We start from the raw sequence: 23,906 nt of genomic DNA on the forward strand, positions 1-23,906 counted from the left end.
TCCGGATCCCCTACAGTCACGCCGGTAGCGCTAGACACCAAAGTGGACGACCTCACTTGTAGGAACCATACAAAAGATCGCGTGGTGTTGTGCCAACAGATCCACGCGGTTACCCACTGCGGTCCGGTGTTCACGTCCCGGACAGGATAAACGGGCAAATCACCCCGTTGCGGGCGGGCTCGCCGCGGCCGGAGCGAGCGGATCGAGCCTTCCGATCGTCAGCGCGATCCGCAGCGCGAAGGCGTCGCGGGGAACCAGGGGCGTGAATCCGGTCACTTCGCCGATGCGCCGCAGCCGGTACCGCACCGTGTTCGGATGCACGAAGAGCCCCCGGGCGGCGCTCTCGAGCACCCCGCCGCCGGCGAAGAACGCGTCCAGCGTCTCCAGCAGCTCACCGCCGGCCCGCACGAGCGCGCCGTAGACCTCCTGCCGCAGGATCCGCCGCGCCTCGGCGTCGCCGGCCAGGGCGCGCTCGGGCAGCAGGTCGGAGGCGGCCACCGGCCGGGGCGCGGCGGGCCAGGCGGGCGCGGCGCGATAGCCGGCCAGGGCCGCGCGGGCGGACTCGGTCGCCTCGTCCAGCGACGGTACCGCCGGCCCCACCACGACCGGCCCGTCCCCGAAGCCGACCAGCAGGCGCTCGGTCGCGGCCATCGGGTCCGCGGCCCCGCCGAGCACCACCACGAGCCGGTCGCCGTGCACGCCGCCGAGGATCTCCACGCCGATGCGGCGGGCGGCGCGGTACACCGTGTGCAGCACCGCGGCCGCCTCCCCGCCCGGCGAGCGGCCCACCGCGACCGCCACCGGGGGCGCGTCGGCCCAGCCCAGCGCGGCCGCGCGGCTGGCCAGCACGTCGGAGGAGTCCCCGCGCAGCAGCGCGTCGACGAGCAGGGCCTGCAGCCGGGCGTCCCACGCGCCCCGGGTCTCCGCGGCCCGGGCGTAGACGCGCGCGGCGCCGAACGCGACCTCGCGGCTGTAGTACAGCACCGCCTCCCGCAGCGGCGTCTCCTGCCCGGGCGCGGCCAGGTGCGGCAGGTGCTCCTCGACGACCTCGATGGTGACCCGGATCAGCTGCACCGTCTGGCCCAGGTTGATCGAGCGGGCCAGCGCGCGCGGCGCGGCGTCGAAGAACTCCTCGGAGTTGTCCGGCGGCGCCGGCCCGTCGGAGTCGCGGTTGCGCAGCCACTCGACCAGGGAGCGCACGCCCGCCTGGGCGACGAGCATGACCCAGGCCCGCTGGTCGGCGGGCAGCTCCCGGAACCAGGGCAGCGTCTCGTCCATGCGCGCGACGCTCGCCGTGGCCAGCGAGCCGGCCGCCCGCTCGATCGAGCGGACGCTGTCCTCGAGCGAACCCGGCGCCGCGGGCGGATCCACACCACCCAGCACCTCCGGCAGTTCCGGAAGGTCGCGTTCCAGGTCGTTCACCCGCACAGCTTCGCACGGCGGGCCTCACCGGGCCGCCGCGAGCCACAGCCGTCCGTACACGCTCGCCGGCCGGCCCGTCGCCCGCAGCCCGTTCGGCCCGTCGACGAGCCGGCGTCCCCAGGCGGTCAGCCGGCCCGGGCGGTAGGCGGTCACCACGTCGAGATAGTCGTACTGCGGGCTGTTGCCGCTCCACGACCAGCCCATGTATCCGAGCCCGAACTGCTCGCAGTACGCCATGATCGCGTCCTCGTCGGGATCGCCGTACTCGTGCAGCGACGAGAACTCCCCGACGACGATCGGCAGCCGCTGCTCCACGAAGTGCCCGAGGTACCCCGACACCTTCTCCGCGGTGTCGAACGGCCCGTACATGTGCACGTCGAACACCACGTTGCGGTGCGGGTCGCTCGCGAAGACCTCGGCGGCGTGGTCGTACATCACCCGGAACGCGTCGTTGCCCCAGTTCGGCGCGTCGACCATGAGCGCGTGCGGGAAGCCGGCCGCGCGCAGCCGGGCGATCGCGCGCTCGGTGTTGCCGAGCCAGTCCGCGTCCACCGCGTGGCCGGACGGCTCGTTGGCGATGTTCAGCACGACGTACGACTCCTGATGCCGCAGCACGTCGCGCAGGGTGAGCCAGTAGTCGACGGCCTCGGAGACGGTGGCCGCGCCGGGCTGCGTGCCGTAGCCCATGGTGTCGTGCGCGTCGAGCACGCAGATCAGCCGGGCCGCCTTGCACCGGGCCACGATCCCGGCGACCTCGGCCGGCCGGGTGGCGGGCCACTCGTGCCCGGTGCCGAGCGCCACCCGCACCGCGTTCGCGCCGGTGGCCCGGATGTCGTCGAAGACCGACGACGGACCGTGACCGAAGGCGTACCCGTGGTTGACGCCCCGCAGTACGAGCGGCTCACCCCCGGCCTCGACCAGCCGGCCGTCGGCCACATGGATGCCCTCGGCCGAACCCGCCCGGGCCGGAGTGACATAGGCCGCACCCAGCAACGCCATGAGCAGAGCGGGAAACGCCGACCGGACCGCCAACCGTTTGACCACGGGTGAGGCGCTACCCGGGCCCCTGCCATTCACCCGTTGTCCGAGGGTGATTCGGCCGCGAGGGGATCGACCACCCTCCCTGGCGCAAGGTAGCGTGAGGCGCACGCTGGGTGCGGCAAAGGGAGTTCCGTGGAGTCCAAGGCAGCCGAAATCGCTGCTGAGCAGCAACACTTCGACCTCGCCCACAAGCACCGCGAACGCGCGCGCGCCGAACTGGGGGAGACCCCGGACGCCGCCGCCAACGCCGGCGCGGGCCGCTGGCTGGCCGGCTTCCGCCGCGGCCGCCGCGACGCTCTCGGCGAGCCGGACCAGGACGTCGCGTTCGGCCGGATCGACCAGGAAGACCGCGAGTTCTTCTACATCGGCAAGGAAACGATCTTCGACGACCAGCGCCAGGTGCTCGTCGTCAACTGGAAGACCCCGATCGGCGAGCTGTTCTACGAGGCCTCGCACGACAACCCGCGCGGCCTGGCCCGCAAGCGCACCTTCACCAGCGAGGCCAACCGCGTCCTCGACTTCGAGGACCTCGTCTTCCAGCAGCTGGCCGCCGCCGTCGAGGCCCTCGAAGGACCCGACGCGGCCCTGCTCGGCGAGCTCGACCGCGGGCGCACCGGTGAGATGCACGACATCGTCGCCACGATTCAGGCCGCGCAGTACCGCCTGATCCGCTTCCCGCTCGAGCACTGCCTCGTCATCGAGGGCGGGCCCGGCACCGGCAAGACCGCGGTGGCCCTGCACCGGGTCTCGTGGCTGCTGTACAACGAGCAGGACCGCCTCCGCCCGCGCGACGTGCTCGTGGTGGGCCCGCATCCGGCGTTCACCCGGTACATCCGCCGCGTCCTGCCCAGCCTCGGCGACGCCGACGTCGAGCAGATCGACATCGACCAGCTCGGCCCGCCCGTGCAGCGCGGCCGCCAGGAGGACACGGCGACCCGCCGGCTCAAGGGCGAGGCCCGCATGGCCCGGTTCCTGGCCCGCGCGCTCGAGGCCCGCATCGGCGCCCCCGAGGCGGCCGAGCGGATGCTCTTCGACGGCCGCTACCTCACCCTGACCGGCGCCGAGGTCACCGAGGCGGTCACCGCCGCCCGGCAGGCCGGCGGCCCCTACGCGGTGCGCCGCCAGCGGCTGCGGGCCCGCCTCGCCGAGCTCGTCCGCGACCGCGGCGGCCCGCTCGAGGCCGAGCGCCTGGCCCCGGTGGAGAACCTGCTGGAGCGGCTGTGGCCGCTGCAGAGCCCGGCCGCCTTCCTGCGCAACCTGTTCGGCTCCCGCCCGCGGCTGGCCGCGGCCGCCGGCGGGGAGTTCACGGACGAGGAGGTGACGCTGCTGTACCGCCGCGGCGCCGACCGCCTCTCCGCGCAGGTCTGGAGCGCCGCCGACGTCCCGCTGCTCGACGAGGTCGACGAGCTGGTCAACGGCACGACCGGCCGCTACCGGCACATCGTCGTGGACGAGGCCCAGGACCTGTCCCCGATGCAGCTGCGCGCGATCGGCCGGCGCTCGGCCAACGGCTCCTTCACGCTCGCCGGCGACCTGGCCCAGTCCACCGGCGCGTGGGCCCGCGACTCCTGGGGCGAGATCACCGAGCACCTGCCGCCGCAGCAGCCGCGGGCCATCGCGCCCCTGCGCTACGGCTATCGCGTGCCGCGGCAGGTGTACGAGCTGGCGGCGATGCTGCTGCCGATCGCCGCGCCCGGCACCGAGCCGACGCTTGTGGTCCGCGAGGGCCCGGAGCCCCCCGGCACGCACGTCGTCGAGCCGGTCGAGCGCGCCGGCCGGGTGGCCCAGATCGCCCGCGAGCACCTGGACGCCAACCGGTTCGTGGGGATCGTCTGCCCCGCGGTCCTGCGGGCCGAGCTCGAGTTCGCCCTGCACGCCAACGACCTGCCGTGGGGCCGCGCCGACCAGGGCGAGGTCGACCGCGCCCTGAACCTGGTCTCCCCGCAGGAGGCCAAGGGCCTGGAGTTCGACGCGGTGATCGTCGTCGAGCCGGAGGAGATCGTCGCCGAGGACCCCCGCGGCCACCGCCTGCTCTTCGTCGCCCTGACCCGCACGATCCGCTACCTGGACATCGTGGCCAGCGGCGACATCCTGCCGCTGGAGCCGGCCGGCGACGTCACCGGCCGCATCCCGCGCCAGCGCCGGGTCGTCATCGAGCCCGACCCCGACCCGACGGTGGAGCTCTCGCTGCTCGACCGTCTCGCCGAGGACCTGGCCGCGATGGTCGCCGGGGGCTCGCCCCAGCCGCTGTGGGACGAGGTGCTGCAGCGCACCGCGGCCCTGCTCGACCAGCGCGCGGGCCGCGACCGACCGAAGGGCCGCCACAGCAGATGAGCGTCGTGTCCGTCATCAACTACAAGGGCGGCGTCGGCAAGACCACGGTGACCGCGAACATCGGCGCCGAGCTGGCCGCCCGCGGCCGCAAGGTGCTGCTGATCGACCTGGACCCGCAGGCGAGCCTGACGTACTCCTTCTACCGCCCCTCCGACTTCGACGAGCAGCCCACGATCCGGGCCTGGTTCGAGGCCTTCGTGGCGACGCGGGCGCCGGAGCCCCTGTTCAAGTACGTGCTGGCCCCGCACGCGGTCAACGCCGTGGTCCAGCCGCTGGGTGGCAACCTGCACCTGATCGCGTCCCAGCTCGGCCTCGTCGACGCCGACCTGGACCTGGCCGCCGGGCTGGGCGGTTCGCGGTTCCAGAAGAGCAGTCCACGGTACCTGCAGGTCTATCGCCTGCTCGCGGACGCGCTCACGGACCCGTCGTTCAACAAGTACGACACGGTCCTGATCGACTGCCCGCCGAACTTCAACCTCGTGACCCGCACGGCCCTGGTGGCCAGCGACCACGTGATCGTCCCGGCCCGCCCCGACTACCTGTCGACCCTCGGCATCGACCTGCTGCGCACCCGCCTGTCGGCCCTGGTCGAGGAGTACAACTCGGTCGCGGAGACCCCGATCAACCCCGAGATCATCGGCGTGGTCTACACGATGGTGCAGTACACGGCGAACGGCCCCCTGAACACGCAGCAGGACTCGGTGAAGGCGACGACCCAGATCGAGATGCCGGTCTTCCGCCAGACGGTCCGCGACAACAAGTCGGCGGTGACGGAGGCCGGCCTGCGCGCGGTCCCGGCCGTCCTGGCACCGCCGGGCACGCCCGCGGTGGAGAACCTACGATACGAGCTGCAACAGCTGACGAGCGAGTTCCTGGCGCGCACGAGACCCTGAGCGGAGCCTTGCGATGACCGACCCGGCCGACCTTGCCCACGAGGTACTCCTGCGGGTGGCCGCCTTCGTGAAGACCCTGCCGGCCGACCAGCTGGCGGACCTGGCCTCGGGCGCGGCGAAGCTGGAGCTGGTCCCGAAGGGCGGCCGCCCCGCCAGGGCGGTGAAGGCCGCCCCCGCCGCGGCCCTGTCCCGCCCGGTGAGCGAGATCGAGTCGATGCTGGGCGAGCTGGAGACCCGCCAGGCCGCCATCCAGTACGTCAACGACCTGAAGCTGACGGTCCCGCAGATCAAGGAACTGGCGAAGGTCCTGGGCGTGGCGGCCCCCGCCAAGTCCACGAAGCCCACCCTGATCACGGCGATCGTCGACGCGACGGTGGGCCGCCGCCTGGACAGCCTGGCCCTCAGCGCCCGCTAGGCAACATCCCGAGGAACGCCGCCGGGTGCACGACGGGAATCCCGTACTCGGCGGCCTTCCTCCCCTTGCCCGACATGGTGTCGGGGTCGGCCGCGACGAGCAGCCGCGTCTTGCGCGTGACCCCGGCGCCGACCCGCAACCCGGCCGCGCCGGCCCGGGCCGCCCACACCTCCCGCGGCTCGCCCATGTCGCCGGTGAAGACCACGAGATCGCCGGCCTCGAGCCGGAACCGCGGCCGGGCCCCGTCGCCGTCGCGTTGCCGAGGCACCGCCGGCGACCCCGCGCCGAGCAGGCTGGCCGCGTGCCGGGCCATGCGCACCATCTGCGCGGCCTGCCCGCCACCGAGCCCGAGCAGCCGCGCGACCGTCTCCAGATCGTCCTGCTCCGCGGCCGTGACGATCCCGTCGGCGGCGGCGAACGCGGCGAGCGCCTGCAGGTACTGCCGATGCAACTCGACCACGTCGGCCCGCCCGAGCCCGAGCCGCTGGGCGACCGCGACGAGCGCGTCGGCCTCCGCCGCGGACACGTGCCGGTCGAGCAGCGCCCGATCGAGCACCTCGAGGTAGGCGTCCGCGTCCGGCCGGTGCGAGCGGGGCATCCGATCGACGAGCCGCCCGAGGAAGTGCTCCTCCACCTGCCCCTCGGCCCGCCGCCCGACGACCGCGACGGCGCTGTCCGCCAGCGCCGGCCACGCGTCCGGGGCGTCCGCGAACCGGTGCGCCCACGGCGGCGGCTGCCCGGTCACGCGCAGGAAGTGCGCGAGCAGCCCCGCGGCCGCCCGGGCGTCGTGCAACGCCGAATGCGCCCGCGTGAGCGCGATCCCGGCCGCCGCGCAGCAGTCCGCCAGCCCGCGCGACGAGCCCGGGAAGAACTGTCCGGCCAGCCGCATCGTGCACAGCCCCGCCTCGTACCGCACCGGCGCCACGATCCCCATCCGCGCGAACTCGGCCGCGAGGAACTGCCCGTCGAACGCCCAGTTGTGCGCGACCGGCACCCGCCCGCGCAGCCGCCCGGCCACCGCCCCGGCCAGCTGCGCGAACCGCGGCGCGACGCGCGCCTCGGCGGCCGTGATCCCATGGATGTGCTGCGGCCCGAGATCCCGCTCGGGATTGACGAGCGTGCACCACTCGCGCTCGATGTCCCCGCGCGAGCCGACGTGCACGATCGCGATCTCGACCACCCGGTCGTGCCGGTTCGTGTGCAGCCCGGTGGTCTCGAGATCGATGACGGCGTACATCTGCGGGACGGTAGCGATGCCCGCCCCGCCCGCGGAACGCCCGAACGTCCGCATCCCCGGACCGGTCCGCACGACCCGTTCCGGGACCGGGCCTCAGGAGAAGCGGATCCGCACGGGGCTGGCGGCGCTCGACGGCGGCGCGAACGCGAACGCCGCCAGGGCGCCCCTGACCACGCGCAGCGTCTCCTCGCCCACGAGCTCCACCCAGGCGCGCTCCGCCGCCGCGCCCGCCGCGCGCATCCGGGCGACCGCCGCGGTCCCCGAAGCCGTCAGCGTCAGGCGCCGGCTACGCGCGTCCACCGCGTTGGGCTGGCGCTCCAGCAGGCCCTCCGCGTCAAGGGCGGCGCAGATCTTGCTGATCGCCTGCGTCGTCATCCCCAGCCGTTCGGCCAGCTGCGTCACCGTGTCCAGCCCGTCGCCGATGAACACGGCCGCCAGCGCCTGCGACGGCGTCAGGTGGGCGTACTCGGTGCCCGCCAGCGAGGCCAGCAGCTCGCGCACGATGCGCTCACAGGCGGCGGCGAGCAGGACGCCCAGATCTGGCTCGGCACTCATGGTCACGACCTTACCGACCCTTGACAGCGCAACTGGGTTACGTATCTAATTTTGGTAACTGAATTACCTATGAGGGAGTGGACCATGGGAGTCGACGTCGCGGAGCTGCGCGGGGATGCCAGAGGACTGGTCGTGTACTACATGCGGGCCGCCAGCTGTGCGATCTGCGTCCGGCACGTCAAGGCGCTCGCGGGGCTCGGGCTCGCCGGGCGCGGGGTCGCGGCCGCCGTCGTCGTGCCCGGCGGGGCGGCGCAGGCGGAGCGGATCCGGCGGGTCGCGGGCGGCCTGAACGTCGTGTCGTCGGACGGGGTCGCGGCCCACCGCGCGGCCGGGATCGACCGGACGCTCATCGTCCAGCACAGCGGCACGCTGCTGTTCGACGCGCAGGGGGAGGAGCGGTACCGCCTGGTCGCCACCCTCCCGACCGGCGGCTTCGACGCGCCCGCCCTCGCCGCGGCCGTCGAGCGCCTCTAGTCCTCCGAAGGGCGCAGCGGCAGCAGCGTGCGGCCGCGGCCGAGCAGTAGCCCGGCTTGCCGGTCCTGGCAGGATGTGGTGGTGAGCTCTCCCGACCTCGACCTCGTCTTGGTGCTGCGGTACCGCAAGGCCGTCACCTACGGCTTCCACGTGCTGCTCGGCGCCCTGGAGGAGCACGAGACGACCACGTCGTACGAGCTGGTGTTCGCCGAGTCGCCGGACGCCACGATCGAGGCGATCACGTCGGGTCTGGAGCGGGCCAAGCGGGTGCTGGTGCTGTGGTCGTTCTACTCGCCGGACGCCGAGGCGCTGGCGGCCGAGCTGACCACCATCAAGGCGGCCGCCCCGGGCGCCCTGCACGTCGCCGGCGGCGTGCACGCCACCGCCGAGCCGGTGCAGACGCTCGACGCCGGCTGGGATGTCGCCGCCATCGGCGAGGGCGAGACGACGCTGACTAAGCTCGTCGACGCCGGCGGCGACCCGACGGGCGTCACCGGCCTGGCATACCGCGACGCCGCCGGCAAGGTCGTCAAGACCGGCCGGCCGCAGCGCCTGCCGCTCGACACGTTCCGCGGCTTCTCACTGCGCTGGCAGCGGTTCAACGCCCTCGAGATCACGCGGGGATGTGCGTTCTCGTGCCGGTTCTGCCAGACCCCGTTCATGTTCTCGGCCCGCTTCCGTCACCGCAGCGTGGACAACGTCCGCTGGCACGTCGACCGGATGCGCGAGCGCGGCCTGCGCGACGTCCGCTTCATCACGCCCACGGCCCTGTCGTACGGCAGCCAGGACGAGTCGCCGAACCTGGATGCCGTCGAGGAACTGCTGGCTTCGTGCAAGGAGGGCATAGGCCCGAACGGGCGGGTCTTCTTCGGCTCGTTCCCGAGCGAGATCCGCCCCGAACACGTGAGCCGCGAGGCCCTGAAGCTCGTGAAGAAGTACTGCGCGAACAACAACATCATCGTGGGCGCGCAGTCCGGATCCGACCGCGTGCTCGACGCGGCGAAGCGGGGGCACGGCGTCGAGGAGGTCATGCGTGCGGCCCGGCTCGGCATCGAGGAGGGCTTCCGCATCAACGTCGACATGATCTTCGGCATGCCCGGCGAGGACCAGTCGGACGTCGATGCCTCGCTCAGCCTCGCCCGCGAGCTGGCCGATCTCGGCGCCCGGATTCACGCCCATACCTTCATGCCGCTGCCCGGTACTCCATGGCGCGATGCACCGCCGGGCGACGTCGATCCCGAAACGATCCGTGCCGTCGACCGGCTCTCCCAGCAGGGCGCCCTGTACGGCCACTGGCAACGACAACGGGACCATGCGGTGAAACTCGCCACCGCCGCCGAGGCGTACCCCCGCCCTGGTCGAAGCCGGACGCTGTTGCCGCTGCGATCGACTGCGGACGGATCGCAGGACTGCTGAGAACAGGCTCTCCGCAAGGTCGGTGGACACACAGGAGCGTTGCGGCGGGTCAGGCGACCGCGGCCTTGACGTCGTCGAGCTTCACCGCCGTCTTCGTCTTGGACACGAACGGCGGTTCGCCCGCGAACCCGAGCTGCCCGGCGCCGTCGACCGTGGCGATCCCGGCGACGTAGAGGTCGGCGGCCTTCACCGGCAAACTTGCCGGCTTGGGGGCCGCGAAAATCGATACGGGGCGACCCCAACGGCCGAGTCGTCACGCTCCGGCCCCGCGCATCCGCCCGGCAGCACCACAGCCGCCACGGCCGCCACGGCAACAAATTTCCGCATAGTGATGAGGTGCCGGCTCAACACGTTGGTGAATGGTCATGTTCGCAGGCATGCAGCCGCCGGCTGCGCCGCATCAGCGAGCTGACCGGCCTGGACCTCGAGGACCCGGACCAGCGCCTGGCGGTCCTGCTGACCCTGCGCGGCGGCGGCCAGGCGCCGGACGGCGCCGCGTAGGAGCCGGCCGGACGACCGCCGCGGGCGTCAGCTCAGCCAGACCACGATGCCGGTCACGCCGGTGAGCACGGCCGCGGCGCCCGCGCGGATGGCGGCGTCGCAGCGCTCGGCCGTGAAGGAGGCGGCGTCGTACGCCGAGGACGCCCCCAGCCCCTCCCCGCGGAACGACGCCCCGGCCCAGTCGACGGCGGTCACGTTGTGCGTCGGCTCGGCGAGCTCGGCCCCCACGACGAGGAACGGCTGCGCCAGATGGCTCGCGGTCACGACCGCCAGCGGGTCGACGAGCTCGTTCCCGGCGCTCACGATCAGGTCCGGGTGCATGCCGATCGCCCGCGTGATGTCGGCGATCGGGTCGGCGCCCGCGGTCACCGTGCGCAGGTCCACGCGGGCCGCGTCCGCCCACGATCGCACCGCGGTGACCAGGGCCGTCGTCGGGGCGTCGGTGCCCTTGGTCAGCAGCACCACCCGGTAGCCGCGCGCCGGGCGCACGCCGTCCCACGAGCCGGGCGCCGGCGTGATGGTGCCCTCCGGCGTCGGCGGCGCGGACGGGTCGACGAAGCCGGGGCCCAGCGTGCCGATCGGCGCCGGCATGGGCCGCGGCTGCGCCCAGCCGTCGGTCCGGGAACCGCAGCCGGCCAGCAGGAGGGCCGCGAGACCGCAGGCGAGGAGGCGACGCACGAGACGGAATACCAGCAGATGCCCTGAGCCTATTCAACCGGTCGGAGAAGACGTTCTTGATCGGTTCGCCGAACTGGAGATCAGTGTTCACCTGCGCCCTGCAACGTGACGCCGCGTGTCACGCATCGCGCTCTTCGGCCTCGCCGCCGTGCTGTTCGCCGTCCTCTGGCCGCGCCCGGCCGATGCGCACGGGTTCTCCTCCACGGTCTACGCCGACGTCACCGCCGAAGCCGGCCGGATCCACACCGAGCTGCAGCTCGAGTACGACCTCCTCGTCGTGTCCGCGGCCGACGCCGAGCGCGACGACGCCCTGTTCCGCGAGGGCACCGCGGCGTTCGAGGCCGGCGACGCCACGGCCATGGCCGCGGCCCTGAACGCCCACGCGGAGCGGGCCGGCCACTACGTGACCGAGCGCTTCACGGTCCGGGGCTGCACGGCGGCCCCGAGCGGCACCTTCACCATGGGGGAGCGGGAGGGCGTGCCCTACGCGACGACGCGCATCGACTGGACGTGCCCGCAGGCCGGCGGCCACATCGTCGAGGCCCGGCTGTTCCCGGACGGCGAGGGCTACGTCAAGGACGTCAAGACCATCGTCACGTACGCCATCGACGGCCGGCACGGCAGCGCCGCCCTCGACAGCGGGCACCCCACGTTCGACACGGGCCAGCGGTGGTACGAACGCTTCTGGGAGTTCTTCCGCCTCGGCGCCGAGCACCTGCTCACCGGCATCGACCACATCCTGTTCCTGGTCGCCCTCATCGCCGGCTCCCGCCGCCTGCGCGACATCGTCCTGGCCGCGACCAGCTTCACCCTCGCGCACTCGGTCACGTTCATGCTGGCCGCGCTCGGCCTGGTCGCGGTCCCGGCCGGCGTCGTGGAGCCGGTCATCGCCCTGTCCATCGCCGTCGTCGCCGCGATGAGCGCCCTCAACAAAGAGGCGACCGGCAACGCCCGGCTCGCCGTCGTGTTCTGTTTCGGGCTCATCCACGGGCTGGGATTCGCCGGCGCGCTGGGCATCGACGAGCCGTTCTCGTGGACGCTGCTGTGGTCGCTGCTGGTGTTCAACGTCGGCATCGAGGCCGTGCAGCTCGGCCTGATCGGGCTCACCTTCCCGCTGCTGCTCCTGCTGCGCCGCAAAGCCCCCGAAACCGGGCGATGGGTGACGGGTGCCATCGCAACGGGCGTCGCGCTCATGGGGCTGGTGTGGTTCTTCCAGCGGCTGTGAATGGGCGTCCCGCTGGAGTTCACGCGCGATTCATGAGCCGGCGAAAGCGTGATCAAGCTTTTCCCCTACCCCCATCGGAAAAGGAAAAATATCCGATGAACCATCGCACCTCCCGCGTGGCCGCAGCGGCCACGGCGGCGCTCCTGGGCCTGGCCGTGGCCCTCGGCGGCAGCGGATCCCCCGCCGCCGCCGCGGACCCGGCCGCGCTCACGGGCATCATCCTCGGTGTCGGCGCCAACGAGTCCCAGCGCATCGTGACCTGGTACTCCTCGGCCGACACCGCGCAGCAGGTCCAGCTCGCCCCGACCGCGTCGCTCACCGGCGGCGCGTTCCCGGCCTCGGCCGCCACCTTCGCGGCCATCGGCGGGGCGAACATCGCCACCAGCGGCGGGTTCAACCGCCACGCCACCCTGACCGGCCTGCAGGAGAACACCCAGTACTCCTACCGGGTCGGCACCGAGGGCAACTGGTCGCCGGTGTACTCCTTCAAGACGCAGGACTTCGAGGGCGACTACGACTTCCTGTTCTACGGCGACCCGCAGATCGGTTCGTCCGGCGACACGGCCCGCGACGCGGCCGGCTGGCGTGACACGCTCGACGTGTCGCTCGCGGCCAACCCGAACGCGGAGCTGCTGGTCTCCGGCGGCGACCAGGTCGAGACGGCCAACACCGAGTCGCAGTGGGACGCGTTCCTGTCCTCGGACAAGCTGCGGCAGTACCCGTGGGCGGCGACGATCGGCAACCACGACGTCGGCGGCAAGGCCTACGAGCAGCACCTGTTCACCCCGAACACGGACCGTTCGGCCCCGCTCTACGCCAACGGCAACCCGGCGTCGAACACGTCCGGCGGCGACTACTGGTACATCTACAAGGACGTGCTGTTCATCGACCTGAACAGCAACTCCTACGCCACCACCCAGGGCGGCGGCGGGGACGCGGCGCACATCGCCTACGTCACCGACGTGATCAACCAGCACGGCGCCGAGGCCAAGTGGAAGGTGCTCGTCTACCACCACGCGATCTACTCGCCGGCCGACCACGCCAAGGACGGGGACAACAAGACGCGCCGGGTCGACTTCCCGACCGCCTTCTCCAACCTGGGCGTGGACCTGGTGCTGCAGGGGCACGACCACTCCTACTCCCGCAGCTACGAGATCAAGAACGGCGCGAAGGCGAACCCGGCCGAGCAGCCCGGCGCCGCCGACGTGTACCCGGGCCCGGGCGGTGTCCTGTACGTCACCGCCAACTCGGCGTCGGGGTCGAAGTACTACGACATCACGACCCCCGACAACAGCGGCACCAGCGGCGCGGGCAACGGCGCCGACCCGCTGAACCCGAACAGCTACTGGTACAACTCGGCCCAGAACCAGGAGCACGTGCGCTCCTACGTGAAGGTCGAGGTGCGCAGCGGCCAGCTCGTCGTGCAGAACCTCCGCAGCGGCACCTGCGCCGCCCCGAACGCGGCGGTCGAGCTCGGCAAGGTCTCCTGGTGCAACAACACGCCGGCCGCCCAGCCGGTGGGCTCGGTCGTCGACAAGGTCACGATCCACCCGTACCACGGCGACGGCCAGCAGCTGCAGGTCAACGTGCCCACCGCGGCGCCGGGCGAGTTCGGCTGGACCATCGACGGCTACAACGGCCTGGTCAGCCTCGGCACCGCGCAGGAGCACGACGGCGAGTACTTCGCCGCGACCGGCAAGCTCAACCCGATCGTCGTCACCGACACGCGCCGCACCCAGGCGCCGTGGTCGGTGTCGGCCAGCGTCAGCGACTTCAAGGACGCCGGCAAGACGTTCTCCGGCTCGTACCTGGGCTGGACGCCGAGCATCCTCGCGCCCGGCGCGGGGGCGAAGGCGGGCTCGCCGGTCGTGTCGTCGTACGACGACCAGGGCCAGGGCCTGGCGGTCTCCCGGCAGCTGGGCTACGCCGAGCAGGGCCACCCGAAGGGCACCGCCCAGCTGGGGGCCGGCCTCGACCTGAAGATCCCGGGCAGCGCCGAGAAGGGCGACTACCGGGCCACGCTCACGATCACCGCGCTGAGCAGCTGAACACCACGGGGCGGGCTCCGGCCCGCCCCACCCTTCCCGAGCGAGGTACGCCATGCGATTCACCAAGACCGTCATCGCCGCCGCGGTGCTCGCCGCCGTCGGCATCGCCGCACCCGCGCACGCGGAGGAGGGCGACGTCGCCTGGACGGTGCGGACGGCCTCGAACACGTACGGCGCCGACCGCTCCAGCTACAGCTACGCCGTCAACCCCGGCGGCCAGGTCAAGGACGCGATGGTCGTCGCGAACCGGGGCAAGGCGCCGGTGAACCTGGCCGTCTACGCCGGCGACGGCTTCACCACCGGCACCGGGCAGCTCGACCTGCTGACGAAGGACAAGCCGTCGGCCGGCATCGGCGCCTGGCTGCACGCCACGAACGCGGCGGTCGCGATCGAGCCGGGCCAGACCGCCGAGATCCCGTTCACGCTCGACGTGCCGGCCAACGCCACGCCCGGCGACTACGCGGGCGGCATCGTCACCGCGCTCACCCGGCCCGACGCGGCCCAGGGCATCAACGTGGAGCGGCGCCTCGGCATCGCCGTCAAGCTGCGCGTCGGCGGCGCGCTGCACCCGGCCCTCGCGATCGACGGGCTGCGCGTGGACTTCGACGGCGGTGACGCGACGGTGACGTACACCATCCACAACACCGGCAACGCGATCCTCTCCGCGGACCAGAAGGTCTCGGTGGCCGGCCCGTTCGGGCTGCTGCGCGCCGACGCCGGGGCGGTCAAGGCCCCGCCGCAGCTGCTGCCGGGCGAGACCTGGCAGGTGACGGTCCCCGTCCACGGGGTGACGCGGGCCGGCTGGCTGACCGCGACCGCGTCGCTGACCCCGCGCCTGACCGACGCCTCGGGCTCGACGACGTCGCTGCCCGTGGTGAGCGCCGAGGCGCGCACGTGGGCGGTTCCCTGGCTGTGGCTGGCCGGTCTCGCCGTGCTGATCGGCCTGATTTTCCTGATCCGGTACCTCCTGAGGCGCAACAAGACCCGCCAGGACGCCCGCGTCCGCGACGCCGTCGAGCAGGCGCTTCAGGCCGGCGGCGTCACCGCGTAGACGGGCGCCGAGCGGGGCGAGCGGTTGCCGAGCAGTCCCCGGGCGTAGACGGCGAAGGTGTACTCCGTCGAGCCCTTCAGCCCGTGCAGCGTGATCTCCGGCCGCGAGGTCGCCGCCATCCGCGACTCGCTCGACCCGCGCACGGCCATCACGAGGTAGGTCGTGCCGGCGGCCCGGCGCGGCCAGCTCAGGCGCACGCTGCTCGAGGTCACGTCCGTGACCTTGAGCGAGGCTCCCGCCGTACCGTTGCGATAGATCGTGGCTTCGCGAGTGTCCGTCGAGATGCCGTTCGGGCCCGTGAGGAACCGCTTGCCCCAGGGCGTGCGGCTGGCCGGGTCGAAGTCGTGCACCAGGTCCAGATAGCTGTAGGGCTTGTCGTTGCCGCTCCACGACCAGCCGAGGTACCCGACCGAGTGCCCCTCGGCGTAGGCCATGATCGCGTCCTCGTCCGGGTCGCCCCACTCGTGCTCGCCGGAGAACTCGCCGATGATGACCGGCAGCCGGCGCCGGGTGAACGAGCCAAGGTACGTGTTGACCTTCGCGGCGTTGTCGAACTCGCCGTACATGTGGATGTCGAACAGCGTGTTGCCGGTCGGGTCGGCCGCCTTGACCTTCTCGGCGTTGTCGCGCATGACGCCCACCTCGTCCTGGCCCCAGCCGGGCGCGTCGACCATGAGCGTGTGGGTGAACCCGGCCGCGCGCAGCGTCCGGATCGCGTCCGAGGTCTGCTGCACCCAGGGCCAGTCGCCGCCGACGCCGAACGGCTCGTTGGCGATGTTGACGATGATGTGGTCCTCCTGCCCGGCGAGCTCGGCCCGCAGCGACAGCCAGAACGCGACCGCGTCGGACATCGGGGCCGCCTTCTTGTCCTGGCCGAAGCCGGCCGTGTCGTGCGCGTCGAGGATGCAGACCAGCCGCTCCTGCCGGCACAGGTTGACGATGGTGCGCACCTCCTGCGGTTTCGTACGGCGGAACTGACGACCGATCCCGAGCGGCACCCGCACCGCGTTGGCCCCGGCGGCCTTGATCGCCGCGAAGGAGCCGTTCTTGTCCGGGTACCAGATGAAGTCGTGGTTCACCCCGCGCAGCACCAGGTCGCTCCCGTTCGCCTCGACCAGGCGCCCGTCGCGGATGTGGATGCCGCCCGGGGTTGCCGCGGCTGCCGGCGTGTCGTGGATCGAGATGCTGGCAATGATCAGGAGCAGGACCAGCGCGCGCCTCATGGGGGGTGCGGCTACCCGGCGGCCGCGCGGTCTATCTCGCGGCCGGGGTGATCCGGCCCGGCGCCCTGCTCGATGGCGTCGGCCACGGCCACCTCGACGACCCGCTCCAGCACCGAGGCGAGCATGCCGAGGGTCTCGTCGTCGAGGCGGGCCAGCAGCCGCTGCTGCGCCTTCGTCCCGCCGTCGGTGAGCTCGCGCAGGATCTCGCGCCCGGTGGGGGAGAGGTGGATGCGGCGGATGCGGCGATCGTGCTGATCCTCCGTGCGCGTGACGTACCCCTGGGTCACGAGCCGGTCCACGATCCCCGACAGCGTGGCCAGGCTCACACCGAGGCGGCGGGTGAGCTCGGCCGAGGCGATCCCGTCGTGCCGCGACAGGAGCATTAGCACCTTGAGCTGCTGCATTGTGAGGTTAACTGAGAGCAGCGGATTGGTGCGGTCGTACGCGAGCAGGGCGCGCATCCGTTCGTCGGCGGCGGCGACGCGAAGCAGGAGCGCTTCCCTGTGACTGTTCACAGGAATGTTGTACCCCCTGGATAAACTTTGCGCGAGACGAACCGTTAGCATCACACGAACTAACGTCTGTCTAAGCCAACCGGAAGAAGACTCCAGACATGTCGTTCCTCGCCCGGCTCAGTTTGGCGAACCGGGGGCTGGTCGCGATCATCGCGATCGTCGTCCTGGGCTTCGGCGCCATTGCCATTCCGAAACTCAAGCAACAGCTCATCCCCTCGATCGACTTCCCGGCCGCCTTCGTGGTCGCGTCCTACCCGGGCGTGTCGCCGGACATCGTCGAGGAGCAGGTGACCAAGCCGATCGAGGGCGCGCTGCAGGGCGTGCCCGGACTGACGGACATCACCTCCACCAGCCGCGAAGGCATCGCGACGGTGCAGGTCTCGTTCGACTTCGGCTCCTCGGTCGACGACATCACCAACAAGATGAACACGGCCATCTCGCGTATCCGGACGCAGTTGCCGTCGGACGTCGACCCGCAGGTGATCGCCGGCTCCACCGACGACCTGCCGGCCGTGGTGCTGGCCGCGTCCCGCTCGGGCGACCAGATCGCCTTCGCGCAGCAGCTCAACCAGGTCGTCGTGCCGGAGCTGCAGGGCATCGAGGGCGTGCGCCAGGTCGAGGTGACCGGCGCCGAGACGCAGAACGTGCTCATCACGCTCAACCCGCAGAAGGCGGGTCCGGCCGGCGTCAACGCGCAGTCGCTGACCGCCGCGCTCAAGTCCAACGGCGTGTCCTTCCCCGCCGGCACCCTGACCGAGGGCGACAAGTCCCTCGCGGTGCAGGTCGGCGGCACCCTGACCACGCTGGACGAGCTCAAGAACCTCAGCGTCACGCCCACCGCGAAGCTCGGCGACGTGGCCACGGTCGAGCTCAAGACCGTCGAGGCCACCTCGATCACGCGCACCGACGGCAAGCCGAGCCTCGGCATCTCCGTCACCGCCGCGCCCGACGGCAACGCCGTGAAGATCTCCCACGCGGTCCGCGACAAGCTCGCCGACCTGGAGAAGCAGCTCGGCGGCGACACGAAGATCACGTCGGTCTTCGACCAGGCGCCGTTCGTCGAGTCCTCCATCAAGAGCCTGTCCACCGAGGGCGCGCTCGGCCTGCTCTTCGCCGTCGTGGTGATCCTGGTCTTCCTGGTGTCGCTGCGCTCGACGCTCGTCACCGCGGTGTCGATCCCGCTGTCGGTCGTCGTCGCCCTCATCGGGCTGTGGGTCGGCGACTACTCGCTCAACCTGCTCACCCTCGGCGCGCTCACCATCGCCGTCGGCCGCGTCGTCGACGACTCGATCGTGGTGCTCGAGAACATCAAACGACATCTGGAATACGGCGAGGCCAAGGTCCACGCCATCCTCACCGGCGTCAAGGAGGTCACCGGCGCGGTCGTCGCCTCGACCCTGACCACCGTCGCCGTGTTCCTGCCGATCGGCCTCGTCGGCGGCCTGGCCGGCGAGCTGTTCCGGCCCTTCGCCGTCACCATCGCCGTCGCCCTGCTCGCCTCGCTGTTCGTGGCCCTGACCGTGGTGCCGGTGCTCGCGTACTGGTTCCTGCGCCAGCCCAAGACCCTCGGCACCGAGGAGCGCGAGGCGATCGAGGCCAAGGCCCACGAGAAGGAGCGCCGCAGCCCGCTGCAGCGCGCCTACGTGCCGGTCATCTCGTGGGTCACCCGCAGCCGGGGCACCCGCTGGATCACCGTCGGGCTCAGCATCGTCGTGTTCATCCTGACGATGGGCCTGGCCAGTGCGCTGAAGACCAACTTCATCGACCAGTCCGGGCAGACCGAGTTCTCCATCTCGCAGGAGCTGCCGGTCGGCTCCAGCCTGGCCACCACCGACGCGGCGGCCAAGAAGATCGAGGACATGCTCGGGAAGCGCTCCGACATCGAGGCGTACCAGGCCACGATCGGGGCCTCGGCGGGCTTCGGCTTCGCGGGCGCCCAGTCGGGCAACACGGCCAACTTCTCGGTCACCGCGAAGGACGGCACCGACGTCGAGAAGGTCGTCGACGAGCTGCGCACCCAGGTCGCCGCGGCCGGTGACAGCCTCGGCACCGTGAAGATCACGTCCGGCGGCAGCGGTGGCGGCTCCGGCGACCAGCTCCAGGTCATCGTCAAGGCCAACAACCCCGACGCGCTCGCCAAGGGCGCCGAGCAGGTCCAGGCGGCGATGAAGGAGGTCTCCGGCATCGCGGACATCGAGAACAACCTCGCCGCGAGCAACCCCCGCATCGACGTGAAGGTCAAGCGGGACGTCGCCGCGAAGTACGGCCTGAACGACGCGGCCGTCGGCGGCATCGTGGCGGCGGCGTACCGCGGCCAAAACCTCACCCAGATGACCATCGACGGCTCCCAGCGCGACCTGGTGCTGCGCTCCGGCCCGGCCCCGGCCTCGCTGGACCAGCTCAAGGCGCTGACCATCCCGGTGCCCGGCACCCCGCCGTTCGTGCGTCTCGACCAGATCGCCGACGTCGCCCAGGACACCGGCCCGGTCGCCATCACGCGCATCGACGGCAACCGCAGCGCCACGGTCAGCGGCCGCGCCGACACCGACAACCTCGGCGCCGTCTCGACCGAGCTGCAGAAGAAGCTCGACGCGCTGAGCCTGCCCTCCGGCGTGACGGTCACCCTGGGCGGCGCGAGCCAGGACCAGGCCGAGGCCTTCGGCCAGCTGGGCCTGGCCATGCTGGCGGCGATCGCGATCGTCTTCATCATCATGGTGGCGACGTTCCGCAGCGTGGCCCAGCCGCTGATCCTGCTGGTGTCCATCCCGTTCGCCGCGACCGGCGCCATCATCCTGCTCCTGGCCACGAACACGCCCCTGGGCCTGCCCGCCATGATCGGCGTGCTCATGCTCATCGGCATCGTGGTGACCAACGCGATCGTGCTCATGGACCTGATCAACCAGTACCAGGAATCCGGCATGCACGTCCGCGAGGCGGTCGTCGAGGGCGGAAGGCGCCGCCTGCGCCCGATCCTCATGACCGCGGTCGCCACGATCTGCGCCCTGCTGCCGATGGCGATCGGCCTGACGGGCGAGGGCGGCTTCATCTCGCAGCCCCTGGCCATCGTGGTCATCGGCGGCCTGGTGAGCTCGACCCTGCTGACCCTGGTCCTGGTCCCGACCCTCTACACGATGGTCGAGTCGACGAAGGAGAAGCGCCGCCTGCGCCGCGAGGGCAAGCACGCGTCGCCTTTGACGGCACCGGAGTCGGACGGCGGCGAGCCGGACGGCCGCCACCGCGTGGACCCGCTGGAGCCCGCTCCGACGTCCCTCTAACACATGTCACACCGGAAGGCCGGCTCCTACGGGGGCCGGCCTTCCGCTGTGTAGTGCCACGGTGACGCAAACCCAGATCAACTTGGATGGGTGGGGTACCGTGGGGATAAAGCGGAACGGCCCCGGGGCCGCGTGTTCGGGCTTTGTTCGGCGGACTCGCTCGCACCTGTAGCTGACGACCTCTTTTTCGGCCGCGACTGGCTCGCTCGCGCGCGTGACCACGCCGGACCCTGGGCTCTTGGACCTTGGCCGCGCCTGGAATTGTCGGGGCCGGCCTTCGTCGCGGAGCGTTCGTGCCGCAGTGGCCGCGTCGAGTCGCGGTGGGCCGAGCCCGGCCGGTGGTCGTGGCCGAGGCGGCCGTCGTGGGCCTGCGCAGCGGGCGTCGTTGGTGGTCGTGTCGCAGCGCTGCCGGGGCGGCGGGCGTTGTGCGGCTGCCTGGCCTCGCGTGTTCGGCCTGCCGACGTGCTGCGCAGCCGGCCTTCGCTGCGGTCGGTCGCGTTCGTGGTCTTGGTCGAGGGCCGTGGAGTGCGGCTGGCGGGGCGTCGCCGGGCGGGTCGCGTTCGTGGGTTCGGATCGGGAATTCGGGGGCGCGACGCGGTCGAGGGCGGACAGGCTCGCGGCCTCAGGATGCGCCCACGTCGGGCCGCGCGGCAGGTGCCGCTGTGGCCCCGTTGCCAGCTCGCGTCGGCTCGCGGTGGGTGGGCCCGGCCGGTGGTCGCGGCCGAAGCGGCTGTCGTGGGCCTGCGCAGCGGGGCCGTTCGGGTCGCGTCGCACCGCGCGATCAGGCGGCGGGTGGTGCCGTTCTCCGTGGCGGAGCCGGTCGCTGCGGGCGGCTGCTGGGGCTCGCCGTGACCGAGGCCGAGCTCTGAGCGGCTCCCGTGGCCCGCATCACACGACGGCCAAGCTCGAAGGCGGGGGAGCGGGGGCCGCGGCTCGCGGACGTCGTGGGCAGGCCGGAGCCGTCGAAGTGTGCGCCAGGACCGAAAAATCCCGAGGACGCGTGAATAAGGGGACCGTCAATAGGGCGTCTCATCGAGGCCCTGGTGCACGGGTCGGGTTATGAGCGGATCGCCGGGCCGGGCTGTTCGGACGCCACGATCCGCCGCCGGCTGAAGGCCTGGGCGGCGGCCGGTCTCGGCGAGCGGATCCACGCGCTGGTCCTGGCCGCGTTCGATCGGATGATCGGGCTGCAGCTGACCGACCTGGCCGTGGACGGGGTGCATCACCAAAGCCGTATCCGGCGGCGCGCATGCGGGCCGGTCCCCGGTCGACCGGGGCAAAGGCGGCCGGAAACGCTCGGTCGTCACCGACGCCGGCGGGGTCCCGCTCGGCATCGTCGCGGCGGGCGCGAACCGGCACGACGGGCCGCTGCCCGGCCCGACCCTCGACGCCGCCCATACGCAAATCGGCGGCCGCTGGCCGGACACCGTGACCGTGCACCTGGACGCCGGCTACGACTCCATCCCGACCCGGCAACTCCTCGCCGAACGAGCCTGGACCGGCCGCATCGCCCGCCGCGGCCGACCAGCACCCATCCAAACCGGCCGACGCTGGGTCGTAGAAGCCGGCCATCGACTTCTACCACTACCTCGCCGCCGCCATCATCACCCTCCGCACACTCATCCGCCAAGCCCGCACCCACTGCCGATGGGCCGGCATGCCCACAACACGACGACTGCCCTGACACCTCTTGACGGTCTCTAAGACGGATGTATCGGTATCAAGGCGGATCCAAGGACAGTCACGCGAGCCGTGCGCAGGGTTGCGTAAATGAGTTTGCGGCGTAAAGTTCTTTACATGACCCCCGTCGATGATGATGCGCCGCCCGCCTCGGCTGCTGAATCGCTCGCGCTCATCCACAAGGAACAGGCCAACGCGGCCAAGACCATCGCGCTCAACCCGCTGCTCTACTACGTGCCGTGGGGGCTGGCCTGGCTCATCGGGTTCGGCCTGCTGTTCCTGCGCTACGGCCCCGACGGCCGGGTCTTCGTGAACCTCCCGGCCTGGCTCCCGCTCGCCACGCTCTTCGCGCTCATGGCCCTCGCCATGCTCAGCACGATCCTGGTGAGCGTGGTGCGCGGGCGCGGCGTCGAGGGGCGGTCGTCGTGGCAGGGGTCGGCGTACGGGTTCGCGTGGTTCTTCGCCTTCACCGGCCTCGGCACGACGATGAGCCACTTCTCGAAGCTGCTCCCCGAGCCCGAACGCGGCCTGCTCTGGGCCTGCGCGTCCGTGGGGCTCGTCGCCGCCATGTACATGTGCGGCGCCGCGATCTGGGTCTCCCGCGACATGTTCGTCTTCGGGGCCTGGCTCACCGTCATCAACATCGCGGGCGTCGCGGCCGGGGCCGGCTGGCACTCGCTCGTCATCTCCCTCGGCGGGGGCGGCGGCCTGATCCTGCTCGGGGTCCTGTTCCAGCTCCGGGGCAAGCGTGAGTGAGCTGGACCCGGTGATCCACGTGCAGGCGCGCCTGCGGATCATGGCCGCGCTGTCGAGCCTCGGCGACAGCGACCGGATGACGTTCCCGCGGTTGCAGCAGCTGCTCGACATGACGGCCGGCAACCTCTCGGTACACCTGACGAAGCTCGAACAGGCCGGCTATGTCGAGGTCGTCAAGTCGTTCCGGGGCCGCACCCCGACCACCTCGGCCGGCCTCACCAACCGCGGCCGCGTCGCGTTCGAGGACTACACCAGCGCCTTACGAGCACTCATTGACCCACCCAAAGAGGAGTCGTAATGCTCGCCCGCACCATCGAGGTCAGCCGCCGCTACGGCGACACCCTGGCCCTGGACCACGTGTCCCTGGACATCCCGCAGGGCGGCGTCGTCGGCCTGCTCGGGCCCAACGGCGCCGGCAAGTCCACGCTCATCAACCTCCTCGTCGGGCTGCGCCGCCCCACCGGCGGCACCGTCGAGCTCTTCGGCGGTGACCCGCGCGACCCGCGGAACCGCCGCCGCATCGGCGTCACCCCGCAGGAGACGGGCCTGCCGTCCACGCTGCGGGTGCGCGAGTGCGTGGAGTTCGTGGCGCGTCATTTTCCGGATTCGGTACCGTCCGCGGAGCTCCTCGCCCGCTTCGACCTCACCGATCTGGCGAGGCGGCAGACGGGCGGCCTGTCGGGCGGGCAGAAGCGCCGCCTGGCCGTGGCCCTGGCCTTCGCCGGCCGCCCGAGCCTGGTGTTCCTGGACGAGCCCACCACCGGCCTCGACGTGCAGGCGCGACGGGCGCTCTGGGACGCGATCCGGGACTTCGCCGACAAGGGCGGCACGGTGGTACTGACCAGTCACTACCTCGAGGAGATCGAGGCCCTCGCGGACCGGGTCGTGGTCGTCGGCCACGGCCGTGTCCTGGCCGACGACACCGTCGCCGCGATCCGCGCCATGGTCGGCATCCACCGGGTCAGCATCAGCGCCGCCGACCTGCCCGACCTGCCCGGCGTCGTCGGCGTCGAGCGGGCCGACGGGCGCACCTCCCTGCTCACCCCCGACGCCGACCAGCTGGTCCGCGACCTGGTCCACGCCGGCGTGCCCTTCCAGGGCCTCCAGGTGCAGCCGACCACGCTGGAAGAGGCCTTCCTGACCCTGACGAGCACCGGACGGTAGCCG

General features: G+C 71.9%; 21 protein-coding genes and 1 pseudogene. 14 read left to right on the forward strand and 8 right to left on the reverse strand.

Annotation, left to right across the window (positions count from 1 at the left end):
* Nucleotides 1-159: 159 nt before the first annotated feature.
* A complete protein-coding gene (locus tag AC6JBM_RS51715) occupies nucleotides 160-1,371 on the reverse strand; it encodes a PucR family transcriptional regulator (RefSeq protein WP_497986726.1) in 1,212 nt (403 codons plus the stop codon).
* A gap of 75 nt (nucleotides 1,372-1,446) precedes the next feature.
* Nucleotides 1,447-2,421, reverse strand: coding sequence for a glycoside hydrolase family 5 protein (locus AC6JBM_RS51720; RefSeq protein ID WP_497980857.1), 975 nt, complete (start codon nucleotides 2,419-2,421; stop codon nucleotides 1,447-1,449).
* 174 nt (nucleotides 2,422-2,595) lie between these two features.
* On the opposite strand from AC6JBM_RS51720, the gene AC6JBM_RS51725 reads away from it, so the two are divergent.
* From AC6JBM_RS51725 to AC6JBM_RS51735, 3 genes are read left to right on the forward strand one after another with little or no spacing between them, the layout of a single operon-like run.
* Nucleotides 2,596-4,797: a HelD family protein gene (locus AC6JBM_RS51725; protein WP_497980858.1), complete on the forward strand. Its 2,202-nt coding sequence runs from the start codon at nucleotides 2,596-2,598 to the stop codon at nucleotides 4,795-4,797.
* The gene (locus AC6JBM_RS51730) at nucleotides 4,794-5,690 is read left to right on the forward strand and encodes a ParA family protein (RefSeq protein WP_497980859.1); all 897 of its coding nucleotides are present in this window, start codon (nucleotides 4,794-4,796) and stop codon (nucleotides 5,688-5,690) included. The genes AC6JBM_RS51725 and AC6JBM_RS51730 overlap by 4 nt, the downstream gene beginning before the upstream one ends.
* A 13-nt stretch (nucleotides 5,691-5,703) precedes the next feature.
* Complete coding sequence (locus tag AC6JBM_RS51735; protein ID WP_497980860.1) at nucleotides 5,704-6,105, forward strand: hypothetical protein; 402 nt, start codon at nucleotides 5,704-5,706, stop codon at nucleotides 6,103-6,105.
* Here the strand turns inward: AC6JBM_RS51735 and AC6JBM_RS51740 are convergent.
* Nucleotides 6,092-7,342 (reverse strand): exonuclease domain-containing protein, encoded by a 1,251-nt coding sequence (locus AC6JBM_RS51740; RefSeq protein ID WP_497980861.1) that lies wholly within the window; start codon nucleotides 7,340-7,342, stop codon nucleotides 6,092-6,094. The genes AC6JBM_RS51735 and AC6JBM_RS51740 overlap by 14 nt on opposite strands.
* A 93-nt stretch (nucleotides 7,343-7,435) precedes the next feature.
* Nucleotides 7,436-7,897, reverse strand: a complete 462-nt coding sequence (locus AC6JBM_RS51745) for a MarR family winged helix-turn-helix transcriptional regulator (RefSeq protein ID WP_497980862.1) — start codon at nucleotides 7,895-7,897, stop codon at nucleotides 7,436-7,438.
* Between the two features lie 84 nt (nucleotides 7,898-7,981).
* Between AC6JBM_RS51745 and AC6JBM_RS51750 the strand changes: the two genes are divergently transcribed.
* Nucleotides 7,982-8,371 carry a hypothetical protein gene (locus tag AC6JBM_RS51750; RefSeq protein ID WP_497980863.1) on the forward strand — a complete coding sequence of 130 codons (390 nt, stop codon included), beginning with the start codon at nucleotides 7,982-7,984 and terminating at the stop codon, nucleotides 8,369-8,371.
* A gap of 81 nt (nucleotides 8,372-8,452) precedes the next feature.
* Nucleotides 8,453-9,787, forward strand: coding sequence for a TIGR04013 family B12-binding domain/radical SAM domain-containing protein (locus AC6JBM_RS51755; protein ID WP_497980864.1), 1,335 nt, complete (start codon nucleotides 8,453-8,455; stop codon nucleotides 9,785-9,787).
* Nucleotides 9,788-9,836: 49 nt separating this feature from the next.
* Here AC6JBM_RS51755 and AC6JBM_RS51760 read toward each other — a convergent pair whose 3' ends face one another.
* Nucleotides 9,837-9,977, reverse strand: coding sequence for a hypothetical protein (locus AC6JBM_RS51760; protein ID WP_497980865.1), 141 nt, complete (start codon nucleotides 9,975-9,977; stop codon nucleotides 9,837-9,839).
* 146 nt (nucleotides 9,978-10,123) lie between these two features.
* Between AC6JBM_RS51760 and AC6JBM_RS51765 the strand changes: the two genes are divergently transcribed.
* Entirely contained in the window at nucleotides 10,124-10,288 is a 165-nt protein-coding gene (locus AC6JBM_RS51765; RefSeq protein ID WP_497980866.1) for a helix-turn-helix domain-containing protein, read from the forward strand.
* Nucleotides 10,289-10,315: 27 nt separating this feature from the next.
* Here AC6JBM_RS51765 and AC6JBM_RS51770 read toward each other — a convergent pair whose 3' ends face one another.
* Complete coding sequence (locus AC6JBM_RS51770) at nucleotides 10,316-10,966, reverse strand: hypothetical protein (protein ID WP_497980867.1); 651 nt, start codon at nucleotides 10,964-10,966, stop codon at nucleotides 10,316-10,318.
* 115 nt (nucleotides 10,967-11,081) lie between these two features.
* Between AC6JBM_RS51770 and AC6JBM_RS51775 the strand changes: the two genes are divergently transcribed.
* The 3 genes from AC6JBM_RS51775 to AC6JBM_RS51785 all read left to right on the forward strand — a co-directional run bounded on the left by AC6JBM_RS51775 (nucleotide 11,082) and on the right by AC6JBM_RS51785 (nucleotide 15,290).
* Nucleotides 11,082-12,191 (forward strand): HupE/UreJ family protein, encoded by a 1,110-nt coding sequence (locus AC6JBM_RS51775; protein ID WP_497980868.1) that lies wholly within the window; start codon nucleotides 11,082-11,084, stop codon nucleotides 12,189-12,191.
* A 95-nt stretch (nucleotides 12,192-12,286) separates the two neighbouring features.
* Nucleotides 12,287-14,239 carry a fibronectin type III domain-containing protein gene (locus tag AC6JBM_RS51780; RefSeq protein WP_497980869.1) on the forward strand — a complete coding sequence of 651 codons (1,953 nt, stop codon included), beginning with the start codon at nucleotides 12,287-12,289 and terminating at the stop codon, nucleotides 14,237-14,239.
* 52 nt (nucleotides 14,240-14,291) lie between these two features.
* The gene (locus AC6JBM_RS51785) at nucleotides 14,292-15,290 is read left to right on the forward strand and encodes a COG1470 family protein (RefSeq protein ID WP_497980870.1); all 999 of its coding nucleotides are present in this window, start codon (nucleotides 14,292-14,294) and stop codon (nucleotides 15,288-15,290) included.
* Here the strand turns inward: AC6JBM_RS51785 and AC6JBM_RS51790 are convergent.
* Nucleotides 15,266-16,513 (reverse strand): cellulase family glycosylhydrolase, encoded by a 1,248-nt coding sequence (locus AC6JBM_RS51790; protein ID WP_497980871.1) that lies wholly within the window; start codon nucleotides 16,511-16,513, stop codon nucleotides 15,266-15,268. The genes AC6JBM_RS51785 and AC6JBM_RS51790 overlap by 25 nt on opposite strands.
* Nucleotides 16,514-16,524: 11 nt before the next feature.
* Nucleotides 16,525-16,917, reverse strand: a complete 393-nt coding sequence (locus tag AC6JBM_RS51795) for a MarR family winged helix-turn-helix transcriptional regulator (protein WP_497980872.1) — start codon at nucleotides 16,915-16,917, stop codon at nucleotides 16,525-16,527.
* 209 nt (nucleotides 16,918-17,126) lie between these two features.
* Here AC6JBM_RS51795 and AC6JBM_RS51800 point away from each other — a divergent pair, with 209 nt between their 5' ends.
* The 5 genes and pseudogenes from AC6JBM_RS51800 to AC6JBM_RS51820 all read left to right on the forward strand — a co-directional run bounded on the left by AC6JBM_RS51800 (nucleotide 17,127) and on the right by AC6JBM_RS51820 (nucleotide 23,903).
* Entirely contained in the window at nucleotides 17,127-20,303 is a 3,177-nt protein-coding gene (locus tag AC6JBM_RS51800; RefSeq protein WP_497980873.1) for an efflux RND transporter permease subunit, read from the forward strand.
* A 1,028-nt stretch (nucleotides 20,304-21,331) separates the two neighbouring features.
* Nucleotides 21,332-21,987, forward strand: a pseudogene (locus AC6JBM_RS51805) (transposase); the annotation flags it as partial.
* Between the two features lie 113 nt (nucleotides 21,988-22,100).
* Nucleotides 22,101-22,739 (forward strand): transporter, encoded by a 639-nt coding sequence (locus tag AC6JBM_RS51810; RefSeq protein ID WP_497980874.1) that lies wholly within the window; start codon nucleotides 22,101-22,103, stop codon nucleotides 22,737-22,739.
* A complete protein-coding gene (locus AC6JBM_RS51815) occupies nucleotides 22,732-23,037 on the forward strand; it encodes a winged helix-turn-helix domain-containing protein (RefSeq protein WP_497980875.1) in 306 nt (101 codons plus the stop codon). Before AC6JBM_RS51810 ends, AC6JBM_RS51815 begins: the two co-directional genes overlap by 8 nt.
* The gene (locus AC6JBM_RS51820) at nucleotides 23,037-23,903 is read left to right on the forward strand and encodes an ABC transporter ATP-binding protein (protein ID WP_497980876.1); all 867 of its coding nucleotides are present in this window, start codon (nucleotides 23,037-23,039) and stop codon (nucleotides 23,901-23,903) included. The genes AC6JBM_RS51815 and AC6JBM_RS51820 overlap by 1 nt, the downstream gene beginning before the upstream one ends.
* The last annotated feature ends 3 nt before the right edge of the window (nucleotides 23,904-23,906 follow it).

The organism is Dactylosporangium thailandense, assembly GCF_059739745.1.

Coding starts and splice junctions, on each gene's coding strand:
- AC6JBM_RS51795 (WP_497980872.1), bottom strand. CDS start 16,917: ATGCAGCAGCTCAAGGTGCTAATGCTCCTGTCGCGGCACGACGGGATC.
- AC6JBM_RS51730 (WP_497980859.1), top strand. CDS start 4,794: ATGAGCGTCGTGTCCGTCATCAACTACAAGGGCGGCGTCGGCAAGACC.
- AC6JBM_RS51735 (WP_497980860.1), top strand. CDS start 5,704: ATGACCGACCCGGCCGACCTTGCCCACGAGGTACTCCTGCGGGTGGCC.
- AC6JBM_RS51790 (WP_497980871.1), bottom strand. CDS start 16,513: ATGAGGCGCGCGCTGGTCCTGCTCCTGATCATTGCCAGCATCTCGATC.
- AC6JBM_RS51800 (WP_497980873.1), top strand. CDS start 17,127: ATGTCGTTCCTCGCCCGGCTCAGTTTGGCGAACCGGGGGCTGGTCGCG.
- AC6JBM_RS51720 (WP_497980857.1), bottom strand. CDS start 2,421: ATGGCGTTGCTGGGTGCGGCCTATGTCACTCCGGCCCGGGCGGGTTCG.
- AC6JBM_RS51780 (WP_497980869.1), top strand. CDS start 12,287: ATGAACCATCGCACCTCCCGCGTGGCCGCAGCGGCCACGGCGGCGCTC.
- AC6JBM_RS51785 (WP_497980870.1), top strand. CDS start 14,292: ATGCGATTCACCAAGACCGTCATCGCCGCCGCGGTGCTCGCCGCCGTC.
- AC6JBM_RS51810 (WP_497980874.1), top strand. CDS start 22,101: ATGACCCCCGTCGATGATGATGCGCCGCCCGCCTCGGCTGCTGAATCG.
- AC6JBM_RS51820 (WP_497980876.1), top strand. CDS start 23,037: ATGCTCGCCCGCACCATCGAGGTCAGCCGCCGCTACGGCGACACCCTG.
- AC6JBM_RS51740 (WP_497980861.1), bottom strand. CDS start 7,342: ATGTACGCCGTCATCGATCTCGAGACCACCGGGCTGCACACGAACCGG.
- AC6JBM_RS51745 (WP_497980862.1), bottom strand. CDS start 7,897: ATGAGTGCCGAGCCAGATCTGGGCGTCCTGCTCGCCGCCGCCTGTGAG.
- AC6JBM_RS51750 (WP_497980863.1), top strand. CDS start 7,982: ATGGGAGTCGACGTCGCGGAGCTGCGCGGGGATGCCAGAGGACTGGTC.